This is a genomic window from Streptomyces enissocaesilis (assembly GCF_039533765.1).
Classification (GTDB): Bacteria; Actinomycetota; Actinomycetes; order Streptomycetales; family Streptomycetaceae; genus Streptomyces; species Streptomyces enissocaesilis.
The window spans coordinates 38274-62778 of the sequence record NZ_BAAAUD010000039.1; the positions used below are offsets into that span (position 1 = coordinate 38274).

At 72.1% G+C, this 24505-nt stretch carries 23 protein-coding genes; 10 read left to right on the forward strand and 13 right to left on the reverse strand.

The genetic code is table 11. The features are described 5' to 3' along the window. The first annotated feature begins 145 nt into the window (after positions 1-145). Positions 146-1492 (forward strand): UDP-glucose dehydrogenase family protein, encoded by a 1347-nt coding sequence (locus tag ABD374_RS18600; RefSeq protein ID WP_344496924.1) that lies wholly within the window; start codon positions 146-148, stop codon positions 1490-1492. 125 nt (positions 1493-1617) lie between these two features. On the opposite strand, the gene ABD374_RS18605 is transcribed toward ABD374_RS18600, so the two are convergent. From ABD374_RS18605 to ABD374_RS18620, 4 genes are all read right to left on the reverse strand, one after another. Next, positions 1618-2763 (reverse strand): dipeptidase, encoded by a 1146-nt coding sequence (locus ABD374_RS18605; RefSeq protein WP_344496612.1) that lies wholly within the window; start codon positions 2761-2763, stop codon positions 1618-1620. A 294-nt stretch (positions 2764-3057) separates the two neighbouring features. Further along, on the reverse strand, positions 3058-4257 hold the full coding sequence (locus ABD374_RS18610; RefSeq protein WP_344496614.1) for a dipeptidase: 1200 nt from the start codon (positions 4255-4257) through the stop codon (positions 3058-3060). Continuing rightward, entirely contained in the window at positions 4254-4790 is a 537-nt protein-coding gene (purE, locus tag ABD374_RS18615; protein WP_344496616.1) for a 5-(carboxyamino)imidazole ribonucleotide mutase, read from the reverse strand. The genes ABD374_RS18610 and purE overlap by 4 nt, the downstream gene beginning before the upstream one ends. Beyond that, complete coding sequence (locus ABD374_RS18620) at positions 4787-5905, reverse strand: 5-(carboxyamino)imidazole ribonucleotide synthase (protein WP_425577279.1); 1119 nt, start codon at positions 5903-5905, stop codon at positions 4787-4789. Before ABD374_RS18620 ends, purE begins: the two co-directional genes overlap by 4 nt. Positions 5906-6134: 229 nt before the next feature. Between ABD374_RS18620 and ABD374_RS18625 the strand changes: the two genes are divergently transcribed. After that, positions 6135-6701: a GtrA family protein gene (locus tag ABD374_RS18625; protein ID WP_344496620.1), complete on the forward strand. Its 567-nt coding sequence runs from the start codon at positions 6135-6137 to the stop codon at positions 6699-6701. Positions 6702-6713: 12 nt separating this feature from the next. On the opposite strand, the gene ABD374_RS18630 is transcribed toward ABD374_RS18625, so the two are convergent. Continuing rightward, complete coding sequence (locus ABD374_RS18630; protein WP_344496622.1) at positions 6714-7979, reverse strand: ATP-binding protein; 1266 nt, start codon at positions 7977-7979, stop codon at positions 6714-6716. A 15-nt stretch (positions 7980-7994) separates the two neighbouring features. Continuing rightward, complete coding sequence (locus tag ABD374_RS18635) at positions 7995-8672, reverse strand: response regulator transcription factor (RefSeq protein ID WP_344496624.1); 678 nt, start codon at positions 8670-8672, stop codon at positions 7995-7997. 424 nt (positions 8673-9096) lie between these two features. Here ABD374_RS18635 and ABD374_RS18640 point away from each other — a divergent pair, with 424 nt between their 5' ends. Continuing rightward, complete coding sequence (locus ABD374_RS18640) at positions 9097-10596, forward strand: peptide MFS transporter (protein ID WP_344496626.1); 1500 nt, start codon at positions 9097-9099, stop codon at positions 10594-10596. A gap of 221 nt (positions 10597-10817) precedes the next feature. Here the strand turns inward: ABD374_RS18640 and ABD374_RS18645 are convergent, their stop codons facing one another. Together ABD374_RS18645 and ABD374_RS18650 are read right to left on the reverse strand one after the other, a co-directional pair. Then, complete coding sequence (locus ABD374_RS18645; RefSeq protein WP_344496628.1) at positions 10818-11309, reverse strand: ATP-binding protein; 492 nt, start codon at positions 11307-11309, stop codon at positions 10818-10820. A gap of 191 nt (positions 11310-11500) precedes the next feature. After that, positions 11501-11869, reverse strand: coding sequence for an STAS domain-containing protein (locus ABD374_RS18650; RefSeq protein ID WP_344496925.1), 369 nt, complete (start codon positions 11867-11869; stop codon positions 11501-11503). 251 nt (positions 11870-12120) lie between these two features. Here ABD374_RS18650 and ABD374_RS18655 point away from each other — a divergent pair, with 251 nt between their 5' ends. After that, positions 12121-13020 carry an RNA polymerase sigma factor SigF gene (locus tag ABD374_RS18655; RefSeq protein WP_344496926.1) on the forward strand — a complete coding sequence of 300 codons (900 nt, stop codon included), beginning with the start codon at positions 12121-12123 and terminating at the stop codon, positions 13018-13020. Positions 13021-13110: 90 nt separating this feature from the next. On the opposite strand, the gene hutI is transcribed toward ABD374_RS18655, so the two are convergent. The 4 genes from hutI to hutU form a co-directional block, all read right to left on the reverse strand. Beyond that, on the reverse strand, positions 13111-14298 hold the full coding sequence (gene hutI, locus ABD374_RS18660; RefSeq protein ID WP_344496630.1) for an imidazolonepropionase: 1188 nt from the start codon (positions 14296-14298) through the stop codon (positions 13111-13113). A 160-nt stretch (positions 14299-14458) separates the two neighbouring features. Then, a complete protein-coding gene (locus ABD374_RS18665; RefSeq protein ID WP_344496632.1) occupies positions 14459-15817 on the reverse strand; it encodes a formimidoylglutamate deiminase in 1359 nt (452 codons plus the stop codon). After that, positions 15808-16998 (reverse strand): allantoate amidohydrolase, encoded by a 1191-nt coding sequence (locus tag ABD374_RS18670; protein ID WP_344496927.1) that lies wholly within the window; start codon positions 16996-16998, stop codon positions 15808-15810. The genes ABD374_RS18665 and ABD374_RS18670 overlap by 10 nt, the downstream gene beginning before the upstream one ends. A 77-nt stretch (positions 16999-17075) precedes the next feature. Next, on the reverse strand, positions 17076-18734 hold the full coding sequence (hutU, locus tag ABD374_RS18675) for a urocanate hydratase (RefSeq protein WP_344496634.1): 1659 nt from the start codon (positions 18732-18734) through the stop codon (positions 17076-17078). Positions 18735-18865: 131 nt separating this feature from the next. Between hutU and ABD374_RS18680 the strand changes: the two genes are divergently transcribed. The 6 genes from ABD374_RS18680 (at position 18866) to ABD374_RS18705 (ending at position 23920) form a co-directional block, all read left to right on the forward strand. Then, positions 18866-20212: a type III PLP-dependent enzyme domain-containing protein gene (locus ABD374_RS18680; protein ID WP_344496636.1), complete on the forward strand. Its 1347-nt coding sequence runs from the start codon at positions 18866-18868 to the stop codon at positions 20210-20212. A gap of 103 nt (positions 20213-20315) precedes the next feature. Continuing rightward, positions 20316-21683, forward strand: coding sequence for an APC family permease (locus ABD374_RS18685; RefSeq protein ID WP_344496638.1), 1368 nt, complete (start codon positions 20316-20318; stop codon positions 21681-21683). Between the two features lie 132 nt (positions 21684-21815). After that, positions 21816-22190 carry a hypothetical protein gene (locus ABD374_RS18690; RefSeq protein WP_344496640.1) on the forward strand — a complete coding sequence of 125 codons (375 nt, stop codon included), beginning with the start codon at positions 21816-21818 and terminating at the stop codon, positions 22188-22190. Positions 22191-22249: 59 nt separating this feature from the next. Then, a complete protein-coding gene (locus ABD374_RS18695) occupies positions 22250-22999 on the forward strand; it encodes a transcriptional regulator (protein ID WP_344496928.1) in 750 nt (249 codons plus the stop codon). 37 nt (positions 23000-23036) lie between these two features. Beyond that, a complete protein-coding gene (locus ABD374_RS18700; RefSeq protein ID WP_344496642.1) occupies positions 23037-23468 on the forward strand; it encodes a roadblock/LC7 domain-containing protein in 432 nt (143 codons plus the stop codon). A 77-nt stretch (positions 23469-23545) separates the two neighbouring features. After that, a complete protein-coding gene (locus ABD374_RS18705) occupies positions 23546-23920 on the forward strand; it encodes a hypothetical protein (protein WP_344496644.1) in 375 nt (124 codons plus the stop codon). Here ABD374_RS18705 and ABD374_RS18710 read toward each other — a convergent pair. After that, positions 23889-24503 (reverse strand): hypothetical protein, encoded by a 615-nt coding sequence (locus tag ABD374_RS18710; protein WP_344496646.1) that lies wholly within the window; start codon positions 24501-24503, stop codon positions 23889-23891. The genes ABD374_RS18705 and ABD374_RS18710 overlap by 32 nt on opposite strands. Positions 24504-24505: the final 2 nt, after the last annotated feature.

Below are 24505 nucleotides of genomic sequence, written 5' to 3' on the forward strand. Positions count from 1 at the left end.
TAAGTAACCCAATTTTAGTGGGCGGGCCGCCCCCAGGGATACGTGAGCTTGCCGACAGGGGCCCGACACGGGAAAAGCGTCCCCGTCGGCGGGCGCGACTATGCTCGGGCGGCGAATGTCTGCCCGTACCCTCCTGGAGCACTACATGGCCCTCAAGATCACCGTGATCGGCACCGGCTACCTCGGCGCCACCCACGCCGCGGCCATGGCTGAGCTGGGCTTCGAAGTCCTCGGTCTCGACGTGGTGCCCGAGAAGATCGAGATGCTGGCGGCCGGCCGGGTCCCCATGTACGAACCCGGGCTCGAAGAGCTGCTGCGCAAGCACGTCGCGGGGATCGAGGGGTCGACCGGGCGGCTGCGCTTCACGACCTCGTGGGAGGAGGTCGGCGCGTTCGGCGACGTGCACTTCGTGTGCGTGAACACGCCGCAGAAGCGCGGCGAGTACGCGTGCGACATGAGTTACGTCGACTCCGCCTTCGCCTCGCTCGCGCCGCAGCTGACCCGGCCCGCCCTCGTCGTCGGCAAGTCGACGGTCCCGGTCGGCAGCGCCGCCCGGCTCTCGGCGCTGCTCACCGAGCGGGCGCCCGTGGGGGCGGACGCGGAGCTGGCGTGGAACCCGGAGTTCCTGCGCGAGGGGTTCGCCGTGCGGGACACGCTGCACCCGGACCGGATCGTGGTGGGTGTGGAGAGCGAGCGCGCGGAGAAGCTGCTGCGCGAGGTGTACGGCGGGCCGATCGAGGAGGGGTCGCCGTTCGTGGTGACGGACTTCCCGACGGCCGAGCTGGTCAAGACGTCCGCGAACTCGTTCCTGGCGACGAAGATCTCGTTCATCAACGCCATGGCGGAGGTGTGCGAGGCCGCCGACGGCGACGTGGTGAAGCTGGCCGAGGCGATCGGGTACGACGAGCGGATCGGCAAGAAGTTCCTGCGGGCCGGGATCGGCTTCGGCGGCGGCTGCCTGCCCAAGGACATCCGGGCGTTCATGGCGCGCGCCGGTGAGCTGGGCGCCGACCAGGCGCTGACCTTCCTGCGCGAGGTCGACTCGATCAACATGCGGCGCCGTGGCCACATGGTCGAGCTGGCGCGCGAGGCGGTGGGCGGCAGCGGCGGCTTCCTGGGGAAGCGGGTCGCGGTGCTGGGCGCGACGTTCAAGCCGGACTCGGACGACGTACGGGACTCGCCGGCGCTCAACGTCGCCGGGCAGATCCACCTCCAGGGCGGCCAGGTCACGGTCTACGACCCGAAGGGGATGGAGAACGCGCAGCGCCTCTTCCCGACCCTCGGGTACGCCCCGACCGCGCTCGAAGCGGTGCGCGGCGCGGATGTGGTGCTGCACCTGACGGAGTGGCGCGAGTTCCGGGAGCTGGACCCGGCGGAGCTGGGCGAGGTGGCTTCGGTACGGCTGATCCTGGACGGCCGCAACGCGCTGGACCCGGAGCTGTGGCGCGGGGCGGGCTGGACGTACCGGGCCATGGGGCGTCCGAAGGCGTAGCGGCGACCGTTGTTCCGGCGAGGGCGTCCCTTCCGCGCGGGAGGGACGCCCTCTGGCGTCTTCGCGCGGCCGGCGCGATCCGGCCGGGCACCCGTTCTGCCCCTGCGCCTGCTGAGCGGACGGCGTCACGGGGCGGCGCGGTGACGGGAGGCGCGGGAGGTGAACTCCGCGTCCCGCACCACTCGTGCCACGTTGCCCCACGTCAGCAGGGCCACGTCCGTCCCGTCCCAGCCGCGGTCGAGCAGCTCCGCGACGAGACGCGGGTAGCAGGACACGTCCCGGAGCTCGTCCGCGTGCGGTACGTCCGCCACGTCCCTGCCGTACATGCCGCTGAGCCCCACGCACTCCCGGCCCGCCACCTCCCGCACGTGGTCGAGGTGGTCCGCCACGCGGCGCACGGTCTGTTCGGGGGCGAAGCCGACCATGCAGACGCCCCGGTCGGGGGCGAGGGCGCGCAGGACGTCGTCGGAGACGTTCTCCGGGGCGTCGGTGAGCGCGCGGGCGCCCGAGTGGGAGAAGAGCACCGGGGACCGGGTGACGGACAGCACGGCGTGCACGGCCCGGTCCGGTGCGCCCGTGAGGTCGATGAGTACGCCGAGGCGGTTCATCTCCCGTACGACCTCGTGGCCGAAGGAGGACAGCCCCTCCCCCTCACCGCCGGACCAGCGCGTTCCGGCGAACAGCACGCTGCGTACCCCCAGTGCGTGGTACGCCCGGAGCGTGCCCAGGGAGTCGCCGAGGGCCTGGCCCGAGACCGGGCCCAGCAGGGAGGCGATGCGGCCGCAGTTGCGGGCGTCGGCCATGTCCCCGGCGGTGAGGGCCAGGCGCAGACGCTCGGGGTACGCCGCGACGACCGTCTTGACGAGGTCGACCTGTTCGAGGGTGGCGCTGACGGCCCGGTCGCCGGCGCACTCCGCCGGGACGCTCAGGGACCAGAACTGGGCACCCACGCCGCCGGCGCGCAGGCGGGGGAGGTCGGTGTCCAGGGTGCTCTCGCCCAGTTCGAGGTCGTGCCACTGGCGCTGCGCGAGGGCTCGGCCGAGGTGATTGCACCCGTCGGCGACGGGGTGCGCGGCGAGGAATGCGCGGGCACGGGCGAGACTGCCCTCGCCCTCGGGAGCGGGCGGCCCCTCGGGAGCGGACGGCCCGGCGGGGGCGGGCGGCCCGGCGGGCTGCGCTCGTGCGGGGACGGCCGTGCGCGGTATTCGGTCGAGCTCGCCGACCGCGGCGGTGGACGAGGACTGCGGGTCGTCCTGCTGCAGATCTGCCATGACGGGGCTCCGGATTCAGAGACGCGGTACGGCCACCGTGTCACGGGAGCGGCGAGGGTTCGCGGCGGACGGTGCGTTCGGGGGACGGGGACCGCCGCACGCCGCTCCGCCCCGCCCCGCCTGTCACGGTGCCGGGAGGGGCCGTGCCGGGGCGCTCCCCGCAGGGCGCCGCACACAACCACCCCGGAGAAGAACCCGTACCCGAACGTTCGGCGCCCGAGGAGGCGCCCCGGCGCGGCACCGGCCCCGAAGCCCCCGTCGCACCGGCCTGCGCGCCCGCACCCCGCTCCTGCCCTACCCGTCCAGCTCGCTCAGCGTCGCGTTCGACGGGGGACGGTGCCGGAGCCCCGCGGCCACCGACTCCGCGTCGCGCAGGGCCCGTACCGCGTTGTGCCACGTCAGCTTGGCCAGGTCGGGCTCCGACCATCCCCGCCCCAGCAGTTCCGCGATCAGGTTCGGGTACCCGGCCACGTCCTCCAGGCCCGCCGGCGTGAACGCCGTCCCGTCGAAGTCGCCGCCGATGCCGATGTGGTCCACGCCCGCGACCTCGCGCATGTGGTCCAGGTGGTCGGCCACCGTGGCCGCCGTCGCGACCGGACGCGGATGCGCGTCCTCGAAGGCGCGCTGCACCTTCATCGCTTCCGCCGTCATCTCCAGGTGGTGGAAGCCGTGCGCGCGCATGTTCTCGTCCGCGCGCCGCGTCCACTCCACCGCCTCCGGCAGCACGAACTTCGGCACGAACGTCGCCATCGCCACTCCCCCGTTGCCCGGGAGCAGCGCCAGCACGTCGTCGGGGATGTTGCGCGGGTGGTCGCACACCGCACGCGCCGACGAGTGCGAGAAGATCACCGGAGCCACCGACGTGGCCAGCGCCGCCCGCATCGTCGTGGCCGCCACGTGGGACAGGTCCACCAGCATCCCGACGCGGTTCATCTCGCGGACCACCTCGTGGCCGAACGGCGAGAGCCCGCCGACCCCCGGTTCGTCCGTCGCCGAGTCCGCCCACGCGATGTTGTCGTTGTGCGTCAGCGTCATGTACCGGACGCCCAGCGTGAACAGGGCGCGCAGCGTGGCGAGGGAGTTGTTGATCGAGTGCCCGCCCTCGGCGCCCGTCAGCGACGCGATCCGCCCCGCAGCCCGCGCCGCCTCCATCTCGTCCGCCGTCGTCGCCCGCGCCAAGTCGCCCGGGTAACGCGCCAGAAGCTGCTCGACGACGTCGATCTGCTCCAGCGTCGCGCTGACCGCCTCGTCCCCGGCCAGGTCGGAGCGGACGTACACGGACCAGAACTGCGCGCCCACGCCCCCCGCCCGCAGCCGGGGGATGTCGGTGTGGAGGCAGGCCGACTGGTCGGTGGCGATGTCGCGCCGGTCCAGGTCGTAGCGGACCTGCTCGCGCAGTGCCCACGGCAGGTCGTTGTGGCCGTCGACCACCGGGTGCGCGGCGAGCAGCTCGCGCGCCCGGTCGGCCGGCCGGTCGTGCTCCACGGGCGTCACGTGCCGAAGCCGAAGGAGTCCGCGCCCATCGCCTTCGCGCGCAGCCGCTTGCCCTTCTCCGTCGCCTGGTCGTTGAGATCCTGCTGGAACTCCCGCATACGGCCGAGGAGTTCGGGATCGTGCGCCGCGAGCATGCGGATCGCCAGCAGCCCCGCGTTGCGCGCCCCCGCCACCGACACCGTGGCCACCGGCACGCCGGCCGGCATCTGCACGATGGACAGGAGCGAGTCCATCCCGTCGAGGTACTTGAGCGGGACCGGTACGCCGATCACCGGCAGCGGCGTCACCGAGGCCAGCATGCCCGGCAGGTGCGCCGCGCCGCCCGCGCCCGCGATGATCACCTTGAGGCCGCGCCCGTCCGCCTCCTCGCCGTACGCGATCATCTCGCGCGGCATCCGGTGCGCCGAGACGACGTCGACCTCGTACGGGACCGAGAACTCGTCCAGCACCTTCGCGGCGGCCTCCATGACCGGCCAGTCCGAGTCGGAGCCCATCACGATGCCGACTACGGGGGCTGCAGCAGGGTTCGTCATTCGGTGATCGTTCCTCGCAGGTAGCCGGCGGCGTGACGGGCGCGCTCCAGCGCGTCGTCGAGGTCGTCGCCGTAGGTGTTGACGTGGCCGACCTTGCGGCCGGGCTTCACGTCCTTTCCGTACATGTGGATCTTGAGCTGCGGGTCGCGCGCCATGCAGTGCAGGTACGCCTGGTACATGTCCGGGTAGTCGCCGCCGAGGACGTTCGCCATGACCGTCCACGGCGCGCGCGGGCGCGGATCGCCGAGCGGCAGGTCCAGCACCGCGCGGACGTGGTTGGCGAACTGCGAGGTGATCGCGCCGTCCTGCGTCCAGTGGCCGGAGTTGTGCGGGCGCATCGCCAGCTCGTTGACGAGGATGCGGCCGTCCGTCGTCTCGAAGAGTTCGACGGCGAGGTGGCCGACGACGCCGAGCTCCTTCGCGATGCGCAGCGCCAGGGTCTGCGCCTGCCCGCCGAGCTCCTCGGAGAGGCCGGGCGCCGGGGCGATCACGGTGTCGCAGACACCGTCGACCTGCCGCGACTCGACGACCGGGTAGGCGACGGCCTGGCCGTGCGGGGAGCGGACGATGTTCGCCGCCAGCTCCCGTACGAAGTCGACCTTCTCCTCCGCGAGGACCGGGACACCGGCCCTGAAGGGCTCCTCGGCGTCCTGCTCGTCGCGTACGAACCAGACGCCCTTGCCGTCGTATCCGCCGCGCACGGTCTTCAGGATGACCGGGAAACCGCCGGTCTCGGCGGCGAACGCCGCTGCGTCCGCCGGGTCGCTCACGATGCGGTGGCGCGGGCAGGGCGCTCCGATCTCCGTGAGCTTCGCCCGCATCACGCCCTTGTCCTGGGCGTGCACCAGTGCGTCGGGTCCCGGCCGGACGGGGATGCCGTCCGCCTCCAGGGCCCGCAGGTGCTCGGTCGGGACGTGCTCGTGATCGAAGGTGATCACGTCGCAGCCGCGCGCGAAGTCGCGCAGCGTGTCCAGATCGCGGTAGTCGCCGACGACGACGTCGCCGACGACCTGGGCCGCCGAGTCCTGGGGTGTGTCACTGAGGAGCTTGAATCTGATGCCGAGGGGGATACCGGCCTCGTGGGTCATACGGGCGAGCTGACCGCCACCGACCATGCCGACTACGGGGAACGTCACTCCTCCAGGGTATCCGCAGGCCCGCGCGCCCGCCGGTGCCCCCCACACCCGCCGGCGGCGTCCCTCACCGGCTGTCACAGCTGCGGCACGTCTTCGACGGCGCCCACGAACATCCTGGCGGGCCGCTGGTTAGCATGGCTGGGTCGACGGCACCGACCGGTCGTCGACGACGGGGCGACACCAATCGAAACGGGGCTGAGCGATCACCATGAGTGGACGGGACGGCGGCCCTCTGCGAAGGCGCCTGGAGCGGTTCGGGCGCGAGTTCGCGAAGTTCGGCACGATCGGCGGCCTGGGGCTCCTCGTCGACCTCGGCGTCTTCAACCTCCTGCGCCACCTCACGGACGTTCCCGTGGTGCGGGCGAGCGTCTTCGCCACGGTGGTCGCCATCGGCTTCAACTACCTGGGCTTCCGCTACTTCACGTACCGGGAGCGCGACAAGAACCGCAGGACCAGGGAGCTCACGCTCTTCCTGCTGTTCAGCGTGGTCGGCCTGGTGATCCAGAGCGGTGTGCTGTACACCGCGACGTACGGCTTCGGCTGGGACAGCCCGCTCCAGAGCAACGCCTTCAAGTTCCTGGGCATCGGCATCGCGACCGTCTTCCGCTTCTGGTCGTACCGCACCTGGGTCTTCCGGAAGCTGCCCGAGGGCGACGCCGTGGAGAGCGACGGCATAGAGCCCGGCGCCGTGGAGACCGGCGCCGTGCGGGCCGCGGAGTCGGATCCGCTCCTGGACGCCCGCGCCCCCCGGGTCCCCGTCGACCGCGCCACCTGACCGCCGGCCGCGTCACCTGACCGTCGGCTCCGGCTCCTGCCGGGGGCGCGTCACCCTGCTCAGGAAGAGCGCGAACACCGGCGGCTGCTGCTGGAGCATCTCCAGGCGGCCGCCGTCCGCCTCCGCCAGGTCACGTGCGACGGCCAGGCCGATCCCCGTCGAGTTGCGGCCGCTGATGGACCGCTCGAAGATCCGCGCGCCGAGGTCGGCGGGCACTCCCGGGCCCCCGTCGGTCACCTCGATGACGGCCTGGTTGCCGGTGACGCGGGTACGCAGGGCGACCGTACCGCCACCGTGCATCAGGGAGTTCTCGATCAGGGCGGCCAGCACCTGGGCGACCGCGCCCGGCGTGCCGACGGCCTGCATGCCGTGCTTGCCCGAGTGCACGATGGCCCGGCCCGCGCTGCGGTAGGCCGGGCGCCATTCCTCGATCTGCTGCTTGACGACCTCGTCGAGGTCGAAGACGACGGCGGAGCCCGTGCGCGGGTCGCGGGAATTGGTGAGCAGCCGCTGTACGACGTCGGTGAGCCGCTCGACCTGCGTCAGCGCGATCGTCGCCTCCTCCTTCACCGTGTCCAGGTCCTCGGTGAGGGTGATCTCCTCCAGCCGCATGGAGAGCGCGGTCAGCGGCGTACGGAGCTGGTGGGAGGCGTCGGCGGCGAGCCGGCGCTCGGCGGTCAGCATCCGGGCGATCCGCTCGGCACTGGAGTCGAGCACGTCGGCGACCCGGTCGAGCTCGGGCACGCCGTACCGCTTGTGGCGGGGGCGCGGGTCGCCGGAGCCGAGGCGTTCGGCGGTCTCGGCGAGGTCGGTGAGCGGGGAGGCGAGCCGGTTGGCCTGGCGTACGGCGAGGAGGACCGCGGCGATCACGGCGAGCAGCGCCACCGCGCCGATGATCAGCAGCGTACGGCCGACCTCGTCGGTGACGGTGGAGCGGGACTCCTGGACGGTGACCTTCTCGCCGGACTCGCTCCGCGCGACGCCCTCCATGACGCTGCCCTCGGGGCGCTCGCCGATCTCGATGGGGGCGCGGCCCGGGATGTCGATGCGGGCGTACCGCCGGGGGTCGATCTGCTCGCCCAGCACCCCCGGGTTGACGCTCTCGTCGCCGAGGAGACGGCTCTCCACGACGCTGATCAGGCGCAGCGCCTCGGAGTCGACGCTCTCCTGGGCACTGTTGCTGATGGTGCGGGTCTCCACGATGACCAGGGAGACGCCGAAGACGGCGATGACGACGAGCACCACGGCGAGCGTGGAGTTGATCAGACGGCGGCGCATGGCTGTGTGTGTACGTCAGCTCTTCTCGAAGCGGAAGCCGACGCCCCGCACGGTGGCGATGTAACGCGGGTTGGCGGCGTCGTCGCCGAGTTTCTTGCGGAGCCACGAGATGTGCATGTCGAGGGTCTTGGTCGACGACCACCAGGTGGTGTCCCAGACCTCGCGCATCAGCTGGTCGCGGGTGACGACCCGGCCGGCGTCCCGGACGAGGACCCGCAGCAGGTCGAACTCCTTGGCGGTGAGCTGGAGTTCCTCCTCGCCCATCCAGGCGCGGTGCGACTCGACGTCGATCCGTACGCCGTGGGTGGCGGGCGCGGGGGCGTGGTCGCCGGCGCCGCGCCGCAGGAGGGCCCGTACGCGGGCGAGCAGCTCGGCGAGGCGGAACGGCTTGGTGACGTAGTCGTCGGCGCCGGCGTCGAGGCCGACGACGGTGTCCACCTCGTCGGCGCGGGCGGTCAGCACCAGGATCGGGATGGTGTGGCCCTCGGCGCGCAGCCGGCGGGCGACCTCCAGGCCGTCCATGCCGGGCAGCCCCAGGTCGAGCACGACCAGGTCGACGCCGCCCTGGAGGCCGGCGCCGAGTGCGGACGGACCGTCCTCGCGCACCTCGACCTCGTAACCCTCCCGACGCAGGGCGCGGGCCAGTGGCTCCGAGATGGATGCGTCGTCCTCGGCGAGCAGTACACGGGTCATGGGGTGATGGTAGTCCGCGACAGGTACGGGACGTGGTCGATCGACGAGTGATCGTTCCGACCTGCGGCCCTGGGATGCGATCCTGGTATCGACCTTCGAATCAGGCCCCTCGGTTCCAACGTCACCTGTGATCCATCTCTCAACCTCTTCCATATGGGGCACTGTCGTGACGTATGGTGGCGAGACTGCTTTATCACGACTCAGGGGCCTTTGGTCTGTCCTACACGCCGAAGGTCTCTTTTCCTGTGCGGGGTTGGCACTGCCGGCCCGGCAGGGAACGACCTTTGGGCCGGGCCCCTCACGCGATGGCGCGCGGAGGGAGTTGATCCTGGCGCGGACCTGCTCCGCGTCGGTGCCGGCCGCCCCCCACCGGGCGCGTATCCGCTCACGAGGCGGTCGCGTCCCGAGCAAGCAAGGATCGACCATGGCGTCCAGCCTGACGAAGGACACCCCCGAGGCCGCCCCGGGTGGGAGGACCTTCCTCGGCCACCCCCTCGGCCTGCCCGTCCTCTTCCTGACGGAGATGTGGGAGCGGTACAGCTTCTACGGCATGCGAGCGCTGCTCGTGCTCTACCTCTCGGCCACGGTGGCCGACGGCGGGCTGGGCTTCGACACCGCCACGGCCGTCGCGATCTACAGCGTGTACAACGCGATGGTCTACCTGCTCGCCCTTCCCGGCGGCTGGTTCGGCGACCGCGTCTGGGGCGCCCGCAAGACCGTGACCGTGTCCGGCACGATCATCATGATCGGGCACTTCCTGCTGGCCGTGCCGCTGGAGATCTCGTTCTTCGCCGGTCTGGTGCTCATCGCGGCCGGCTCGGGCCTGCTCAAGGCCAACATCTCCACGATGGTCGGCCACCTGTACCCGGACAGGAACGACCCGCGCCGTGACGGTGGCTTCACCATCTTCTACATGGGCATCAACCTCGGTGCCTTCATCGCGCCGCTGACCATCGGCTACGTCGGCCAGAAGGTCAACTGGCACTACGGCTTCGCCATGGCCGGCATCGGCATGGCCATCGGCCTCGCCTGCTTCCTCCTGGGCTCCCGCACCCTGGCCGAGGAGAGCAGCCTCGTTCCGGCTCCGCTCTCCGACGTCGAGCGTGCCGCCGTCATCAAGAAGGTGCTGATCTGGCTGGCCGTCGCGGCCGTCGCGTACGGCGTCATCGGCGGCAGCGGCTCCTTCACCATCGACTGGGTGCTGTGGCCGCTGACCATCCTGGGCCTGGTGCTGCCCGCGTACTACATCTTCCGCGTCAAGCGCGACCCCGAGCTCGACGCCGTCGAGAAGTCCCGCATGTCGGCGTACGTCTGGTTCTTCGTCGCCGCCGCCATCTTCTGGGGCATCTACGACCAGACCGGTTCCACGCTGAGCCTGTTCGCGGAGCGGAACACCGCCACCGATCTGTTCGGCTTCGACTTCCCGGCCAGCTGGTTCCAGTCGCTGAACCCGCTGTACGTGATGGCTCTGGCCCCGGTCTTCGCCTGGGCCTGGGTGGCGCTCAACCGCCGCGCCAAGGAACCGAGCACACTGACGAAGTTCGCCTTCGGCCTGGTACTCGTCGGCGTCTCCTTCGGCGTGATGATGCTGGCGCAGACCGCGGCCGCGGGCGGCGCGATGGTCACCCCGCTGTGGCTGGCCGCCGTGTACCTCCTCCAGACCGTCGGCGAGCTGACCCTCTCCCCGGTCGGCCTGTCCCTCACGACGAAGCTGGCCCCGGCGAAGTACGCGAGCCAGATGATGGGTGTCTGGTTCCTGGCCGTGACGGCCGGCGACTCGGTCATCGCGCTGCTCCAGCTGCTGGGCGCTCCGACGGACACCGAGTTCTGGTTCGCCAGCCAGGGCGCGCTCGCCGTCCTCGCCGGCGCCGCGATCTTCATGTACCGCAAGAAGGTCCAGCCGCTCATGGGCGGCGTGCACTGACGCGCTGAAGCCCGCAGGAGGAAGGGCCGCCGCACCGACTCGGTGCGGCGGCCCTTCTCGTCGTACGACGCGTGCGAGGCCGCTGTCCGGCCGCACATCGGCCGGGACGCCCCGCCTCCGGGCAGGGGGTCCCGCCGGGGCAGGGGGTCCCGCCGGGCAAGAAGAAAGTGCACGCCGGGCCGGCGTGCACCAGAAGGGCCGTGAACCGCCGCTGCGGCGGGCTACGCGGGAGCGGCGAGTTCCGCCCAGACCGTCTTGCCGGGGGGGTCCTGGTTCCGCTCGACCCCCCAGTCGAGACACAGCCGCTCCACGATGAACATGCCGTGGCCGCCGGGCCGTCCCGCCCGGTGCGGCGTACGCGGGGCCGGCTGGCCCGCGCCGCGGTCGACGACCTCCAGGCGCAGCACCTTGCCGTCGCACGCGACGCGCAGCTCCTCCGGCCCCTCGGCGTGCAGGCAGGCGTTGGTGACCAGTTCGGAGACGACCAGCAGGACGTCCTCGGCGGCGGCCCGCCGGTCGGCCGACGAAGCGGGGAGCCAGCCCCAGTCGTACAGCGCCTGGCGGGTGAAGTCACGAGCCAGCGGCACGATGCCGCTGGCATTGCTCAGTGCCAGGGAACGCGCCTGGTCGGTGGCGGACACGGCAGAGGCCGAGCTGTGACTCGCAGCCTCCGGGCCGAGATCATCCGACCGAGGCTGCCGGGTGGTGCTCATCAGCGCTTCACCTCACCGATTCGCCAATTCATCAATTCATCAGTGCAAGGACATGAGGGCTTTCGAAGCCCCCGGGGTCGTCGGGGTCAGAGACCTCCTGCCCGGCCGAACGGTGAGAACACCCACTTTTCGGTACGGACGTGCGACACGGGTGACCAACCGGTCGACAGGGGGCGCCGGAGAGCCGGGATTCAGTCTTCCATCGCGGCTTCGAGCGACTCGTGGATCGTGAAGACGGCCTCGGCCCCGGTGATCTCGAAGACTCTGGCCACCACCGGCTGCATCCCGGCCAAATGGACCCCTCCCCCGGCCGCTTCGGCCTTGAGGCGAGCACCGAGCAGCACGTTGAGCCCGGTGGAATCGCAGAAATCGAGCGACGAGCAGTCGATGACCAGGCGCGAACGCCCGGCTTCGACCGCGTTTTCCAGAGGCTCACGGAGCAGCTCGGCGGTGTGGTGGTCCAGCTCACCCGCCGGCGTGACGATCTCGCTCTGTCCCTCGGTCCGAACTGCGACCCGGAGCCGACCCCGGTTCGCGCTGCCGACCGTCCCGCGCTCCATGCCCGTCTCGTCTCTCTTCGCGGTCGTGACTGTCATTGACGTGCCAGAACCTTACGCCTTCTGTGCGCCGATCGGTACCCGAAGAGCCGCGCAATACTTACCAATTCGGACATAAGGAACTTGCGAGTGCCGGTCGCGAGCGGGTAGGGGTAGGAGGGACACAACCAACACAACCGGCTTTGGAGGCGCCGCACATCGCACGCAGACGTATCGGCATCGGCAGCCATATGCCGAGAACGATGGAGGACACCATGTCACCCCGGCTCGACGACCCGCGAACGCTTCCCCCGCAGCGGACCGCGACGTCGACACCCCCGCCCGAGCAGATCGAGACCGGACCCGAGGGCCTGGAAGGGCTCCCGGAGATCCCCCCGTACGACCAGGTGGGGGCGCTGGACGCCAGGGCACTGTCGAAGACGCTCTTCGGGCGTCTGGAAACCCTCGAAGAGGGCACGTACGAGTACGCGTACGTGCGCAACACACTCGTCGAACTCAACCTGGCCCTGGTCAAGTTCGCCGCTTCCCGGTTCCGCTCCCGCAGCGAACCGATGGAGGACATCATCCAGGTCGGCACCATCGGCCTGATCAAGGCGATCGACCGCTTCGAACTCAGCAGAGGCGTCGAGTTCCCGACCTTCGCGATGCCGACGATCGTCGGCGAGATCAAGCGGTTCTTCCGTGACACGTCCTGGTCGGTCCGCGTGCCGCGGCGCCTCCAGGAACTGCGTCTGGCCCTCGCCAAGGCCGGTGACGAGCTGGCCCAGCAGCTGGACCGCTCCCCCACGGTGAGTGAACTCGCCCAGCGCCTCGACCTCAGCAACGAAGAGGTCGTCGAGGGCATGGCCGCGAGCAACGCGTACACCGCGAGTTCGCTGGACGCCCAGCCCGAGGAGGACGACTCCGAGGGCGCGCTGGCCGACCGCATCGGCTACGAGGACCACGGGCTCGAAGGCATCGAGTACATCGAGTCCCTGAAGCCGCTGATCGCCGGGCTCCCTTTCCGGGACCGGAAGATCCTCTCGCTGCGCTTCGTCGCCAACATGACGCAGTCCGAGATCGGTGACGAGCTCGGCATCTCGCAGATGCACGTGTCACGCCTGCTGTCGCGCACGCTGACCAAGCTGCGCAAGGGTCTGACGCTGGAGGAGTGACGCCCCGGCGTACGCGTCGACGCGCACATGAAGAAACGAGGGTCTGCCCCAGGCGCTATCCGGGGCAGGCCCTCTTCCTCGTCGTGATGCCTACCCGGGGCGCCCCGCCGTACGCACGCCCCGGTGCCAGACCTCCGCGACGAGCGGCACTCCGGGGCGGTAGGCGAGGTGGACGTGGGACGGGGCGTCGAGGAGGGCCAGGTCGGCGCGGGCGCCGGGGGCGACGCGGCCGACGTCCGTGCGGCGGAGGGCCGCCGCGCCGCCCGCCGTGGCGGACCACAGGGCCTCGTCGGGGGTCATCCCCATGTCCCGTACCGCCAGGGCGATGCAGAACGGCATCGAGCTGGTGAAGGACGAGCCCGGGTTGCAGTCCGTGGACAGCGCGACGGTCGCGCCCGCGTCGATGAGCCTGCGGGCGTCGGGCCAGGCGGCCCGGGTGGAGAACTCCGCGCCGGGCAGGAGCGTGGCGACCGTACGGCTGTTCGCGAGGGCGTCCACGTCGGCGTCGGTGAGGTGGGTGCAGTGGTCGGCGCTCGCCGCGTCGAGTTCGGCGGCGAGCTGGACGCCGGGGCCGTGGCCGAGCTGGTTGGCGTGGACGCGGGGGTGCAGGCCCTTCGCCTTGCCGGCGGTGAGGACGGCGCGGGCCTGGTCGCCGTCGAAGGCGCCCTTCTCGCAGAAGACGTCGATCCAGCGGGCGTGGGGGGCGCAGGCGTCGAGCATGTCGCCGGTGACGAGTGCGACGTACGCCGCCGGGTCGTCGGCGTAGTCGGGGGAGACGATGTGGGCGCCGAGGTAGGTGACCTCGTCGGTGTGGGCGGACGCGATGCGCAGGGCGCGGGCCTCGTCGTGGGTCGTCAGGCCGTAGCCGGATTTCGTCTCGAAGGTGGTCGTGCCCTGGCGCAGCGCCTCGCGGAGGTAGTGGGTGAGGTTCGCTTCGAGCGCCTCGTCGGACGCGGCGCGGGTGGCGGCGACGGTGGTGCGGATGCCGCCGGCGGAGTAGGCGCGGCCCGACATGCGGGCGTTGAACTCCTCGGTGCGGTCGCCGGCGAAGACGAGGTGGGAGTGCGAGTCGACGAAACCGGGGATCGCGGCGCGGCCCCGCGCGTCGTAGGAGGTGTCGGCGGCGGGTGCGGCGGCGGCTTCGCCCACCCAGGCGATGCGGTCGCCCTCCATGACGACGGCGGCGTTCGGGATCAGGCCGAGGGGGCCTGTGCCGGTGCCTTGGGCGGGGTCGTTGGTGACGAGGGTGCCGATGTTGGTGACGAGGGTGGTGCTCACGGGGGTCCTCTCCGGGGTACGTGCGGTGCGCGGGCGATGGGGGCGGGAGCGGGCCGCTGCGCGGGGCTGTTCCCCTGCCCGCCCCTTCCCGGATCGGGGCACTGCCCCGGGCCCCGCTCCTCGAGCGCCGGAGGGCGTCCGGGGTCCGGGGCTTGCCCCGTTATCCGTAGACGGCGGCGATCGCCTCGGCCAGGGCCCGGGGGATGTCGGGAATCAGGGTGTGGGCGCCGTCCTTCACGATGTGACGACCTGCCACGATCGTGTGGCGCACGTCGCAGGCCGAGGCCGCGAACACCGCCGTCTCGGCACCCAGGCGCGGCAGTGGGCCCGCCGTCCTGACCGAGTCGAGGGCGATGGTCGTGAGGTCGGCCAGGGCGCCCGGCTCGATCGTGCCCGCGTCCGGCCAGCCCAGCGCCGCGTGGCCGTCCACCGACGCGGCCCGGAGCAGGGCCGCCGCCGTCCAGTGGCCGCGGGTGCGCGAGCTGAGGCGTTCGTTCAGCTCCATCGCGCGGGCCTCCTCCAGGAGGTCGATCACCGCGTGGCTGTCGCTGCCGAGGGAGAGGGGCGAGCCCGCCCGCTGGAGGCGGGACGCCGGGCCGATGCCGTCGGCCAGGTCGCGTTCCGTCGTGGGGCACATGCACGTACCCGTGGAGGTTCCGCCGATGAGGGCGATGTCCTCGTTCGTCAGGTGCGTGTTGTGGATGCCCGTGGTGCGGGGGCCGAGAACCCCGTGGTCCGCGAGCAGCCGGGTCGGGGTGCAGCCGTGCGCGGCCAGGCACGCGTCGTTCTCGGCGGTCTGCTCCGAGAGGTGGACGTGCAGCGGGGCCTCGCGGGCCCGCGCCCAGGCCGCCACCGTCGCCAGCTGGCCGGCGGGGACCGCGCGCACCGAGTGGACGGCCGCGCCGATCCGCGCGTGGTCGCGGTCCTTGAGCAGCGACGCGCGCTCCGCCCAGGCGTCGGCCGTGCCGTCGGAGAAGCGCTGCTGCGGGCGGTTCGGCGGCGTACCGAAGCCCGACGCCAGGTACGCCGTGTCGAGGAGGGTGATGCGGATGCCGGCCTCGGCGGCGGCCGCGATCAGGGCCTCGCCCATGGCGTTGGGGTCGGAGTACGGAGTGCCGCCCGGCGCGTGGTGGAGGTAGTGGAACTCCCCCACCGCGCTGATCCCGGCCAGCGCCATCTCGGCGTACACGGCCCGGGCGAGGTCGAAGTACGTCTGCGGGGTGAGGCGGGAGGCGACGCGGTACATCACCTCCCGCCAGGTCCAGAACGTGCCCGAGCCCACCTGCACCGTGGACCGCAGCGCCCGGTGGAAGGCGTGCGAGTGGGCGTTGGCGAGGCCGGGGAGGGTCAGGCCCCGCAGGACCACGGCACCGGGCGGCGGGGCCGGGACGTCCTTGCGGACCGCCGTGATCCGGCCGTCGGCGCCCGTGGCGGAGCCACCGGTGGACACGGTCAGGGCCACGCCCGGTTCGACGAAGGCGTCGAGCCAGGCGTGCTCCAGCCAGTAGGTCACGTGCACGCGAGCCCCTCCAGTACGTCGGCGAGTGCGATGACCCCCGCGACGCAGTCGTCCTCGGCGGCGTACTCGGCCGGGGAGTGCGAGATGCCCGTGGGGTTCCGTACGAACAGCATGGCGGTCGGCACCGAAGCGGACAAAATACCCGCGTCGTGTCCCGCGCCCGTACCGAGGACGGGGATGCCGCCGCCGAGGAGCTTCGCGAGTTCGTCGCGCAGGGCGTGCTCGAACTCCACCACCGGAGTGAACGACTCCCGCGCGATGCGCAGGTCGATGCCCCAGCGAGTGGCGCTCTCGTGCGCCGCCTGCTCGATGCCGGCGATGACCCGGTCGAGAGTCTCCTGGTCAGCGGCGCGCGAGTCGAGCCAGCCGCGGACCAGCGACGGGATCGCGTTGACGCCGTTCGGCTCGACGGCGATCTTCGCGAAGGTGGCGAGGGCCCCGGCGAGCCGCGCTTCGCGGCGGGCGGCGACGACCGTCTCGGCGTACGTCAGCATAGGGTCGCGGCGGTCCTCCAGGCGGGTGGTGCCCGCGTGGTTGGCCTCGCCGTGGAAGTCGAACCGCCAGCGGCCGTGCGGCCAGATGGCGGACGCGATGCCGACGGGGTCACCGGAAACGTCCAGCGCGCGCCCCTGTTCCACGTGCAGCTCGACGAACGCGCCGATACGGGCCAGGCGTTCCGGGTCCGGGCCGATGGCGGAGGGGTCGCAGCCCGCCGCCTCCATCGCCCGGGGGAGGCTGACGCCGTCCGCGTCCCGGAGTTCGTGGGCCTCGGCGGCCGTCAGCCGGCCGGCCGCCAGGCGGGAGCCCACGCAGGCCAGGCCGAAGCGGGCGCCCTCCTCGTCACCGAAGTTGGTGACGGCCACCGGCTTGGTGAACTCCGCTCCCCTGCGGCGGAGTTCGTCGAGCGCGGCGAAGGAGGACACGACACCGAGCGGGCCGTCGAACGCGCCGCCGTCCGGGACCGAGTCGAGGTGCGAACCGGTGACGACCGCGTCCCCGGCGAGGGGATCGCCCTGCCAGGCCCACTGGTTGCCGTTGCGGTCCACCTCGTAGATCAGGCCGCGGGACTCGGCCTGGGCCCTGAACCAGGCGCGGCAGTCGGTGTCCGCCGCCGTCCAGGCGTAGCGGCGGTAGCCGCCGGAGTCGTCGTCGCGGCCGACCGGCGACAGGTCCGCCCACATCTCGTGGAACGAGGCGGCGGTGGAGGCGGAGCCGGCGGCGGAGGGGTGCGGCGGGCCGTCGGCGGGCGCCACGGAGCTCACTCGCCCTCCCGCATCGGGACGCGTACGCCCTGCTCGTCCGCCGTCTTCTCCGCGATGTCGTAGCCCGCGTCCACGTGCCGGATGACGCCCATGCCCGGGTCGTTCGTCAGGACGCGGCGGATCTTCTCGCCCGCGAGCTTCGTGCCGTCCGCCACCGAGACCTGGCCCGCGTGGATCGAGCGGCCCATGCCGACGCCGCCGCCGTGGTGGATGGAGACCCAGGAGGCGCCGGAGGCGACGTTGACCATGGCGTTGAGCAGCGGCCAGTCGGCGATCGCGTCGGAGCCGTCGAGCATGGCCTCGGTCTCGCGGTAGGGCGAGGCGACGGAGCCGCAGTCGAGGTGGTCGCGGCCGATCGCGAGGGGGGCGGCGAGGGTGCCGTCGGCGACCATGTCGTTGAACAGGGCGCCCGCCTTGTCGCGCTCGCCCTGGCCCAGCCAGCAGATGCGGGCCGGCAGGCCCTGGAAGTGGACGCGCTCGCCGGCCATCGTGATCCAGCGGTGCAGGGATTCGTTCTCCGGGAAGAGGTCGAGCAGCGCCTTGTCCGTCTTGTGGATGTCCGACGCCTCGCCGGACAGGGCCGCCCAGCGGAAGGGGCCCCTGCCCTCGCAGAAGAGCGGGCGGATGTACGCCGGGACGAAGCCGGGGAAGTCGAAGGCGCGGGAGTAGCCGGCCAGCTGGGCCTCGCCGCGGATCGAGTTGCCGTAGTCGAAGACCTCGGCGCCGGCGTCCATGAAGCCGACCATCGCCTCGACGTGCTTGGCCATGGACTCGCGGGCGCGCAGCGTGAAGTCGGCGGGCTTCTCGGCGGCGTACGACGCCATGTCGTCGAAGTCGACGCCGATGGGCAGGTACGCGAGCGGGTCGTGGGCGCTCGTCTGGTCGGTCACGATGTCGATCGGCGCGCCCTCGGCCAGCATGCGCGGCAGCAGCTCGGCCGCGTTGCCGAGGAGGCCGATGGACAGCGGCCTGCGGGCGTCGCGGGCCTCGACGGCGAGCTGGAGGGCGTGCTCCAGGCTGTCGGCCCTGACGTCGAGGTAGCGGTGCTGGATGCGGCGTTCGATGGCGCGCGGGTCGACGTCGACGCAGAGGGCGACGCCGTCGTTCATGGTCACGGCGAGGGGCTGGGCGCCGCCCATGCCGCCGAGGCCGGCGGTGAGGGTGATGGTCCCGGCCAGGGTGTTGTTGAACTTCTTCGCCGCCACGGCCGCGAAGGTCTCGTACGTGCCCTGGAGGATGCCCTGGGTGCCGATGTAGATCCACGACCCGGCCGTCATCTGGCCGTACATGGTCAGGCCGAGCGCCTCCAGGCGGCGGAACTCCTCCCAGTTCGCCCAGTCGCCGACCAGGTTGGAGTTGGCGATGAGCACGCGCGGCGCCCACTCGTGGGTCTGCATGACGCCGACCGGGCGCCCGGACTGGACGAGCATCGTCTCGTCCTGCTTCAGGGTCCTCAGGGTGCGCACCATGGCGTCGAACGAGCGCCAGTCCCGCGCCGCCCTGCCCGTGCCGCCGTAGACGACGAGCTTGTCGGGGTGCTCGGCGACCTCGGGGTCGAGGTTGTTCTGGAGCATGCGCAGGGCGGCCTCCTGCTGCCATCCCAGGGCGCTCAGCTCCGTACCGCGCGGTGCCCGTACGGGGCGGGGTCCTGACATGGGGTGCCTCCTCGCAAGTGACTGCATCGTCGTCTATTCACATCCTGGCGAGGTGAATAGAACTAGTCAATACATCCGGCCGCCTGCGCGTGGCCGGAGCCGGTGGTTGGCTGGAACACATGCCTTCGGACATGAGTGCGCCCGAGCGGCGCGAGCGGGCCGTACGCGCCGCCGTCGAGCAGGGGGTCGTCGGACCCGGCACCCCGCTCGCCGGTCTCCTCGACATCACCGGCATCCGGGCCTCGGCCGCCGCCCTGCGCGCCGCGTTCGACGAGGTCACCCCGCCCGGCACCCCGGTCCTGCACGCCTTCGCCGTCAAGGCGACGCCGCTGGTCCCCGTCCTGCGGCTGCTGTACGCGCACGGGGGCATCGGCGCCGAAGTCGCGAGCCCCGGCGAGCTGGCCCTGGCCCGCGCCGCCGGTGTGCGCCCGGCGGACACCGTCCTCGACTCCCCCGCCAAGACCGGAGCCGAGCTGCGCGAAGCCCTCGCCCTGGGCGTCGCGGTCAACGCCGACAACCTCCAGGAGCTGACGCGCATCGACGCGCTGGTGAAGTCGGCGGCCCCCGCCCCCTCCGCCTCTCCCGCGTCCCCCGTCGGCCTGCGCGTCAACCCGCAGATCGGCGGCGGCTCCATCGGCGCGCTCTCCACCGCCACCGCCACCTCGAAGTTCGGCGTGGCGCTGCGGGACCCCGGCGCCCGCGAAGGGGTCGTACGCGCCTACCTCGACCGGCCCTGGATGACCCGGCTGCACACGCACTCCGGTTCGCAGGGCCTGCCACTGGAGCTGATGGTCCGGGGCGTGGCGGCGGCGTACGAACTCGCCGAGGAGGTCAACGCGGCGGCGGGCCGCCGGCAGATCGACACCGTCGACATCGGCGGCGGCCTCCCCGTCGACTTCGCCTCCGACACCGGGACCCCGACGTACGCCGACTACGCCCGCCTCCTCAAGCGGCACGTCCCCGGCCTGCTCGACGGGCGCTACGGCCTGGTCACCGAGTTCGGCCGCTCCCTGCTCGCCAAGCACGGCACGGTCCTCGCCCGCGTCGAGTACGCGAAGACCTCCGGCGGCCGGCCGATCGCCGTCACCCACGCGGGCGTCCAGATCGCGACGCGGACCGTGTACGCTCCGGAGTCCTGGCCGCTGCGCATCGCCGCGTACGACGCGGAGGGCCGGCCCAAGCCGGGCCCGACCGTCGCGCAGGACGTCGCGGGCCCCGCGTGCTTCGCGGGCGACCTGCTCGCCGAGAACCGGCCGCTGCCGCTCCTGGAACAGGGCGACTACGCGGCGGTGCTGGACACCGGGGCGTACTGCATGACCGCGCACTACGGCTACAACAGCCTCGGCAGGGCCGGGATCCACGGCTTCACCGCCACCGCCGGCGGGGTCCGGTTCGGCGTCGTACGGCCGCCGCAGACCTTCGACGAGATCGTCGCCGAGTCGGGCGGGGAACACGCGGACGCGCTCCTGGACTTCTGAGGTCTTGGCCGCGCGTGCCGCCCGGACGGTACGCGTCGCACCACACGCATCACACCGGCCGCGCCGGGCAGAACATTCCCAGTCCATCTCGGGGGAGGTTCCCTTGTCCGCACCCGGCGCCATACCCGGCGCATCCGCCGCACCAGTTGTCGACGAGACACCGCTCAAGCGCGCGCTCGGACCCAAGCTGCTGATCCTGTTCGTGATCGGCGACATCCTGGGCACCGGGATCTACGCCACCACGGGAAAGGTGGCGGGGAAGGTCGGCGGCGCGCTGTGGCTGCCGTTCGCGATCGGCTTCGTCGTCGCGCTCCTGACCGCGGCTTCGTACGTCGAACTCGTCGGCAAGTACCCGAAGGCAGCCGGCGCCGCGCTCTACACCCAGAAGGCCTTCAAAGTCCCCTTCCTCACCTTCATCGTCGCCTTCATGGTGATGTGCTCGGGCCTGTCGTCCGCGAGCGCGGCCGCCCGCGCCTTCAGCGGCGACTACCTGGCGGAGTTCACGGACGCCGTGCCGCCGACGCTCGTCGCGATCCTGTTCCTCGTGGCGCTCGCGGCGCTCAATCTGCGCGGCGTCTCGGAGTCGGTGAAGACGAACGTGGTGCTGACGCTCGTCGAGCTGACCGGCCTGGCGATCATCCTCGCAATCGGCGTGTACGCCGTGTTCTCGGGCGGCGGCGAGCCCGCGCGGCTCGGCGAGTTCCAGGCGTCCGGCACCGGTTACGCCCTGCTGACCAGTGTGCTCGGCGCCACCGCGCTCGGCTTCTTCGCCTTCGTCGGCTTCGAGGACTCCGTCAACATGGCGGAGGAGACGAAGGACCCGCAGCGCACCTTCCCGAAGGCGATCTTCATCGGTGTCGCGGTCACCGGCACCGTCTACGTCCTGGTCGCGCTGGTCTCCTCGCTGCTCGTCGACCACACGACGCTGGAGAGATCGAGCGGGCCGCTGCTGGAGGTCGTGAAGGCGGGCGGGATCGACTTCCCGCCCAGACTCTTCGCACTGATCGCGCTGTTCGCCGTGACGAACTCCGCGCTGATCAACATCATGATGGCCTCGCGGCTCTGCTACGGAATGGCCAACGAGCGCATCCTGCCGCGCGCCATGGGCCGCGTCCTGTCCCGTCGCCGTACGCCCGTCGTCGGCATCGTCTTCGTCTCGCTGCTGGCGATCGGCCTGGTGTCGACGGGCGAGATCGAGGGGCTCGGCGACACCACCGCGTTCCTCCTGCTGTGCGTCTTCGCCGTCGTCAACGTGGCCGTGCTGGTGCTGCGCAAGGACCGGGTGGCGCACCCCCACTTCCGTACGCCGACGATCCTGCCGGTGCTCGGCGCGATCACCGCGATCCTCCTCGCCAGTCCGCTGGCCGACCGGCCGGCGGACGTCTACATTCGCGCAGGTGTCCTCCTTCTGATCGGAATCGGTCTCTGGGCGATCAATAGAGCAGTAATGAGGGCACGAGGCGAAAGCTAGCTGGCATGTGCGCGGGGAAAATGCCGGAACCACATGCCGGCACACCTCCCTTTACGTAACCTCCTCACCACTGCCACGGAACGTGTGTCCGGCAGACCGTATCCGTGTGCCACGCCGGAAGGGGGGTTCCGCATGCCCGGGATCGACGAATGTCTGCTCTCGGCGATGGCCCTGCCCGGCGCCCTCGGAGCCTCCCTGGTGGACTGGACGAGCGGGCTCGCGCTCGGTACGGAAGGGCAGTCGCCCAACGGCGACCACGAGGCCACCGCGGCGGAGACCGCGGAACTGGCCCGGATGGCCGCCGAGCACCGGGCGTTCTCCCCGCAGGGGCTTCCCGTCGAGGACGTCATCGTCACCACGCCGAACGGCTACCACCTGCTGCGTTTCGTCGAGACCGCCTTCGACAGCAGCGTCTTCCTGCACCTGTGGCTCGACCGCGAGGAAGGCAATCTGGCCCTGGCCCGATTACGCCTGCGCGGCCTCGCCGAGCAGTTGGTCCTGGCATGACCGGGGCGGGGTCCGGGGCTGAGGCCGGGACCGGGGCCGGGACCGGGACCGTGTCCCCGATGCTCGTGCGGCTGGCCGCCGAGCGCGCCACCGGCGCCCTGCTGCGGGACCACGGGACCCTCTACCTCGACGAGGGGCGGATCGTGCACGCCGAGAGCCCGGCGGCGCCCGGCATCGACGTACTGCTGACCTCGTCCGGGCGGCTGCCCGCCGCGGACTGGCAGGAGGCCGTCGACCGGGCGGGCGCCCGCGGCCGGGTCGGGCGCTTCCTCGTCGACAGCGGCCGGCTGACCGGCGGCGAGCTGGAACTCTGCCATCTGAGCGCGCTGTTCGACGCCGCCTTCTTCGCCCTCGCCCCCGGCAGCGGCCCGACGCGGTTCCGTTACGGGGCGGCCCACTGGCTGGGCCGCATACGCCCGGTCTCCGCCACGGCGGTCGAGCGGGAGTCGCGGCGGCGCAGACGGCTGCTGGACCGGCTCTGGCCGTACCCGGACACCGACACCGCCCCCGTCGTACGCCGCAGCGGACCGTCGGGGCGGCCGGTCACCCGCAGGCAGCGCGCCGTCCTCGACCTGGCGGACGGCGAACGCACCCCGGGGGACATCGCCCGGGCCCTGGGCCGGCCGGCCTTCCACACGCTGGTCGACGTACGCAGGCTCGCGGCGGCGGGGACGGTCGCCACGCCCCGCGACACCCCGGCGCCCCCGCCTCCCGTGCCCGCCCGGGTCGCGCTGGCCCTGCAGACCACCGACGACCCGGACACCGCCCTGTTGCGCCGGCTCCGCGACGCCCTGGAGGCAAGTCTGTGATTCCCCGGACCGTCGGCGCGGCCCTCGCCACCGCGTCATGAGGCGCGCCCTGAGACAACGCGCCGAAAGGAGAATGCTGATGGCGGCCGAGCCGGAAGTCCTCGACGAACTGCGGCAGTTGAGAGCCAGGGTCCCTCAGCTGACCGGGTCCCTGGCGGCGAGCGTCGACGGCCTCGTACTGGCTCAGGACACCCCGGCCGTGGAGGCCGAGGGGGTGGCGGCGCTCACCGCGGCGGCGCTCGGTGTCGCGGTGCGGCTGGCGGACGCGACCGGGCAGGGCGCCTTCCGCGAACTGCTCGTGCGCGGCGACGACGGCTACGTGGCCACCTACGCGGCGGGGACCTCCGCCGTCCTCACGCTCCTCGCCGAACCGCGCGTCAACGTGGGCCGGCTCCATCTGGAGGCGCGCCGGGCCAGTGTCCGCATCGGCGCACTGGTCGACGGCGCCCGGGCCCGGGAGAACGCATGACCGCACCGAAGCGCACGACAGCAGCAGCCAGGAACACCACCGGACGAACCATCGGACGAAAAGGAAGTGCGACGCTCATGGCCAACACCGAAACCGTGCTCAAGGAAGCGATGACCGGCATCGAGGGCACCCTGGGTGTCGCCCTGGTCGACTACACCAGCGGCATGGCGCTGGGCACCCTCGGGGGCGGCAAGGACCTCGACCTGACGGTGGCCGCCGCGGGCAACACCGATGTGGTGCGCGCCAAGGTCCGCACCATGGAGCACCTGGGCCTCAAGGACGAGATCGAGGACATCCTGATCACCCTCGGCGGCCAGTACCACCTGATCCGGCTCCTGAAGGGGCGCGGCACGAACGGCCTGTTCCTCTACCTGGCGCTGGACAAGGCGCGGGCCAACCTCGCGATGGCCCGCCACCAGCTCAGGAGGATCGAGGCCGAGCTGGAGCTGTGAGCACCGCCGCGGACGCCGGGCGTCGCCGCGCGCCGCCCGGCGCGGCATCGCCCGCCGCGATCCCGGTGGTGCGGTACGCCGCGACCCGCTTGCCGGCGGGTCCGCCGCCGAGCCGGTCGGTACGTACCCACAGCAGGGCCTCCTCGCGGCGCTCCCCGGCGCCGATCCACACCGCCTTCAGCCACAGTCCGGCGCCCGCGCCCGCCATCAGCAGTCCGCCCGCGCCCGGAACGGCGAACGAGGTGCCCACGGCGGCGAGGAAGGCGGCCGCCAGCCACCAGCGGCGGCCGCGGCGCCAGGCCCGCGCCGTCACGGACCGGTCCTGGAGGAAGTCGCGGCGGGCGGCGCGGGTGGCCGCCGAGGCCAGAGCGGCGTAACGGCCCCGGCGCGCGAGCAGGGTGGTCGCGGCGGCGGCCACGAAGAGCGCGGCCCCCGCCAGGAGCCCGGCCCTGCGCCCGGTCAGACCGGGTACCAGTGCTCCGGTCCCGGCGGCCGCCAGTCCGAGCCACCACAGCGGCGCCGCCCCGGCCCGTACGACCACCGCCACCCGCGCCAACGACTGTGCCTGTTCTCCGCGCCCCACGA

Coding starts and splice junctions, on each gene's coding strand:
- ABD374_RS18690 (WP_344496640.1), top strand. CDS start 21,816: ATGCCCGGGATCGACGAATGTCTGCTCTCGGCGATGGCCCTGCCCGGC.
- ABD374_RS18695 (WP_344496928.1), top strand. CDS start 22,250: ATGCTCGTGCGGCTGGCCGCCGAGCGCGCCACCGGCGCCCTGCTGCGG.
- ABD374_RS18605 (WP_344496612.1), bottom strand. CDS start 2,763: ATGGCAGATCTGCAGCAGGACGACCCGCAGTCCTCGTCCACCGCCGCG.
- purE (WP_344496616.1), bottom strand. CDS start 4,790: ATGACGAACCCTGCTGCAGCCCCCGTAGTCGGCATCGTGATGGGCTCC.
- ABD374_RS18670 (WP_344496927.1), bottom strand. CDS start 16,998: ATGTGGGCGGACCTGTCGCCGGTCGGCCGCGACGACGACTCCGGCGGC.
- ABD374_RS18640 (WP_344496626.1), top strand. CDS start 9,097: ATGGCGTCCAGCCTGACGAAGGACACCCCCGAGGCCGCCCCGGGTGGG.
- ABD374_RS18635 (WP_344496624.1), bottom strand. CDS start 8,672: ATGACCCGTGTACTGCTCGCCGAGGACGACGCATCCATCTCGGAGCCA.
- ABD374_RS18680 (WP_344496636.1), top strand. CDS start 18,866: ATGAGTGCGCCCGAGCGGCGCGAGCGGGCCGTACGCGCCGCCGTCGAG.
- ABD374_RS18600 (WP_344496924.1), top strand. CDS start 146: ATGGCCCTCAAGATCACCGTGATCGGCACCGGCTACCTCGGCGCCACC.
- ABD374_RS18625 (WP_344496620.1), top strand. CDS start 6,135: ATGAGTGGACGGGACGGCGGCCCTCTGCGAAGGCGCCTGGAGCGGTTC.
- ABD374_RS18700 (WP_344496642.1), top strand. CDS start 23,037: ATGAGGCGCGCCCTGAGACAACGCGCCGAAAGGAGAATGCTGATGGCG.
- ABD374_RS18645 (WP_344496628.1), bottom strand. CDS start 11,309: ATGAGCACCACCCGGCAGCCTCGGTCGGATGATCTCGGCCCGGAGGCT.
- ABD374_RS18650 (WP_344496925.1), bottom strand. CDS start 11,869: ATGGAGCGCGGGACGGTCGGCAGCGCGAACCGGGGTCGGCTCCGGGTC.
- ABD374_RS18630 (WP_344496622.1), bottom strand. CDS start 7,979: ATGCGCCGCCGTCTGATCAACTCCACGCTCGCCGTGGTGCTCGTCGTC.
- hutU (WP_344496634.1), bottom strand. CDS start 18,734: ATGTCAGGACCCCGCCCCGTACGGGCACCGCGCGGTACGGAGCTGAGC.
- ABD374_RS18620 (WP_425577279.1), bottom strand. CDS start 5,905: ATGGTCGGTGGCGGTCAGCTCGCCCGTATGACCCACGAGGCCGGTATC.
- ABD374_RS18655 (WP_344496926.1), top strand. CDS start 12,121: ATGTCACCCCGGCTCGACGACCCGCGAACGCTTCCCCCGCAGCGGACC.
- ABD374_RS18705 (WP_344496644.1), top strand. CDS start 23,546: ATGGCCAACACCGAAACCGTGCTCAAGGAAGCGATGACCGGCATCGAG.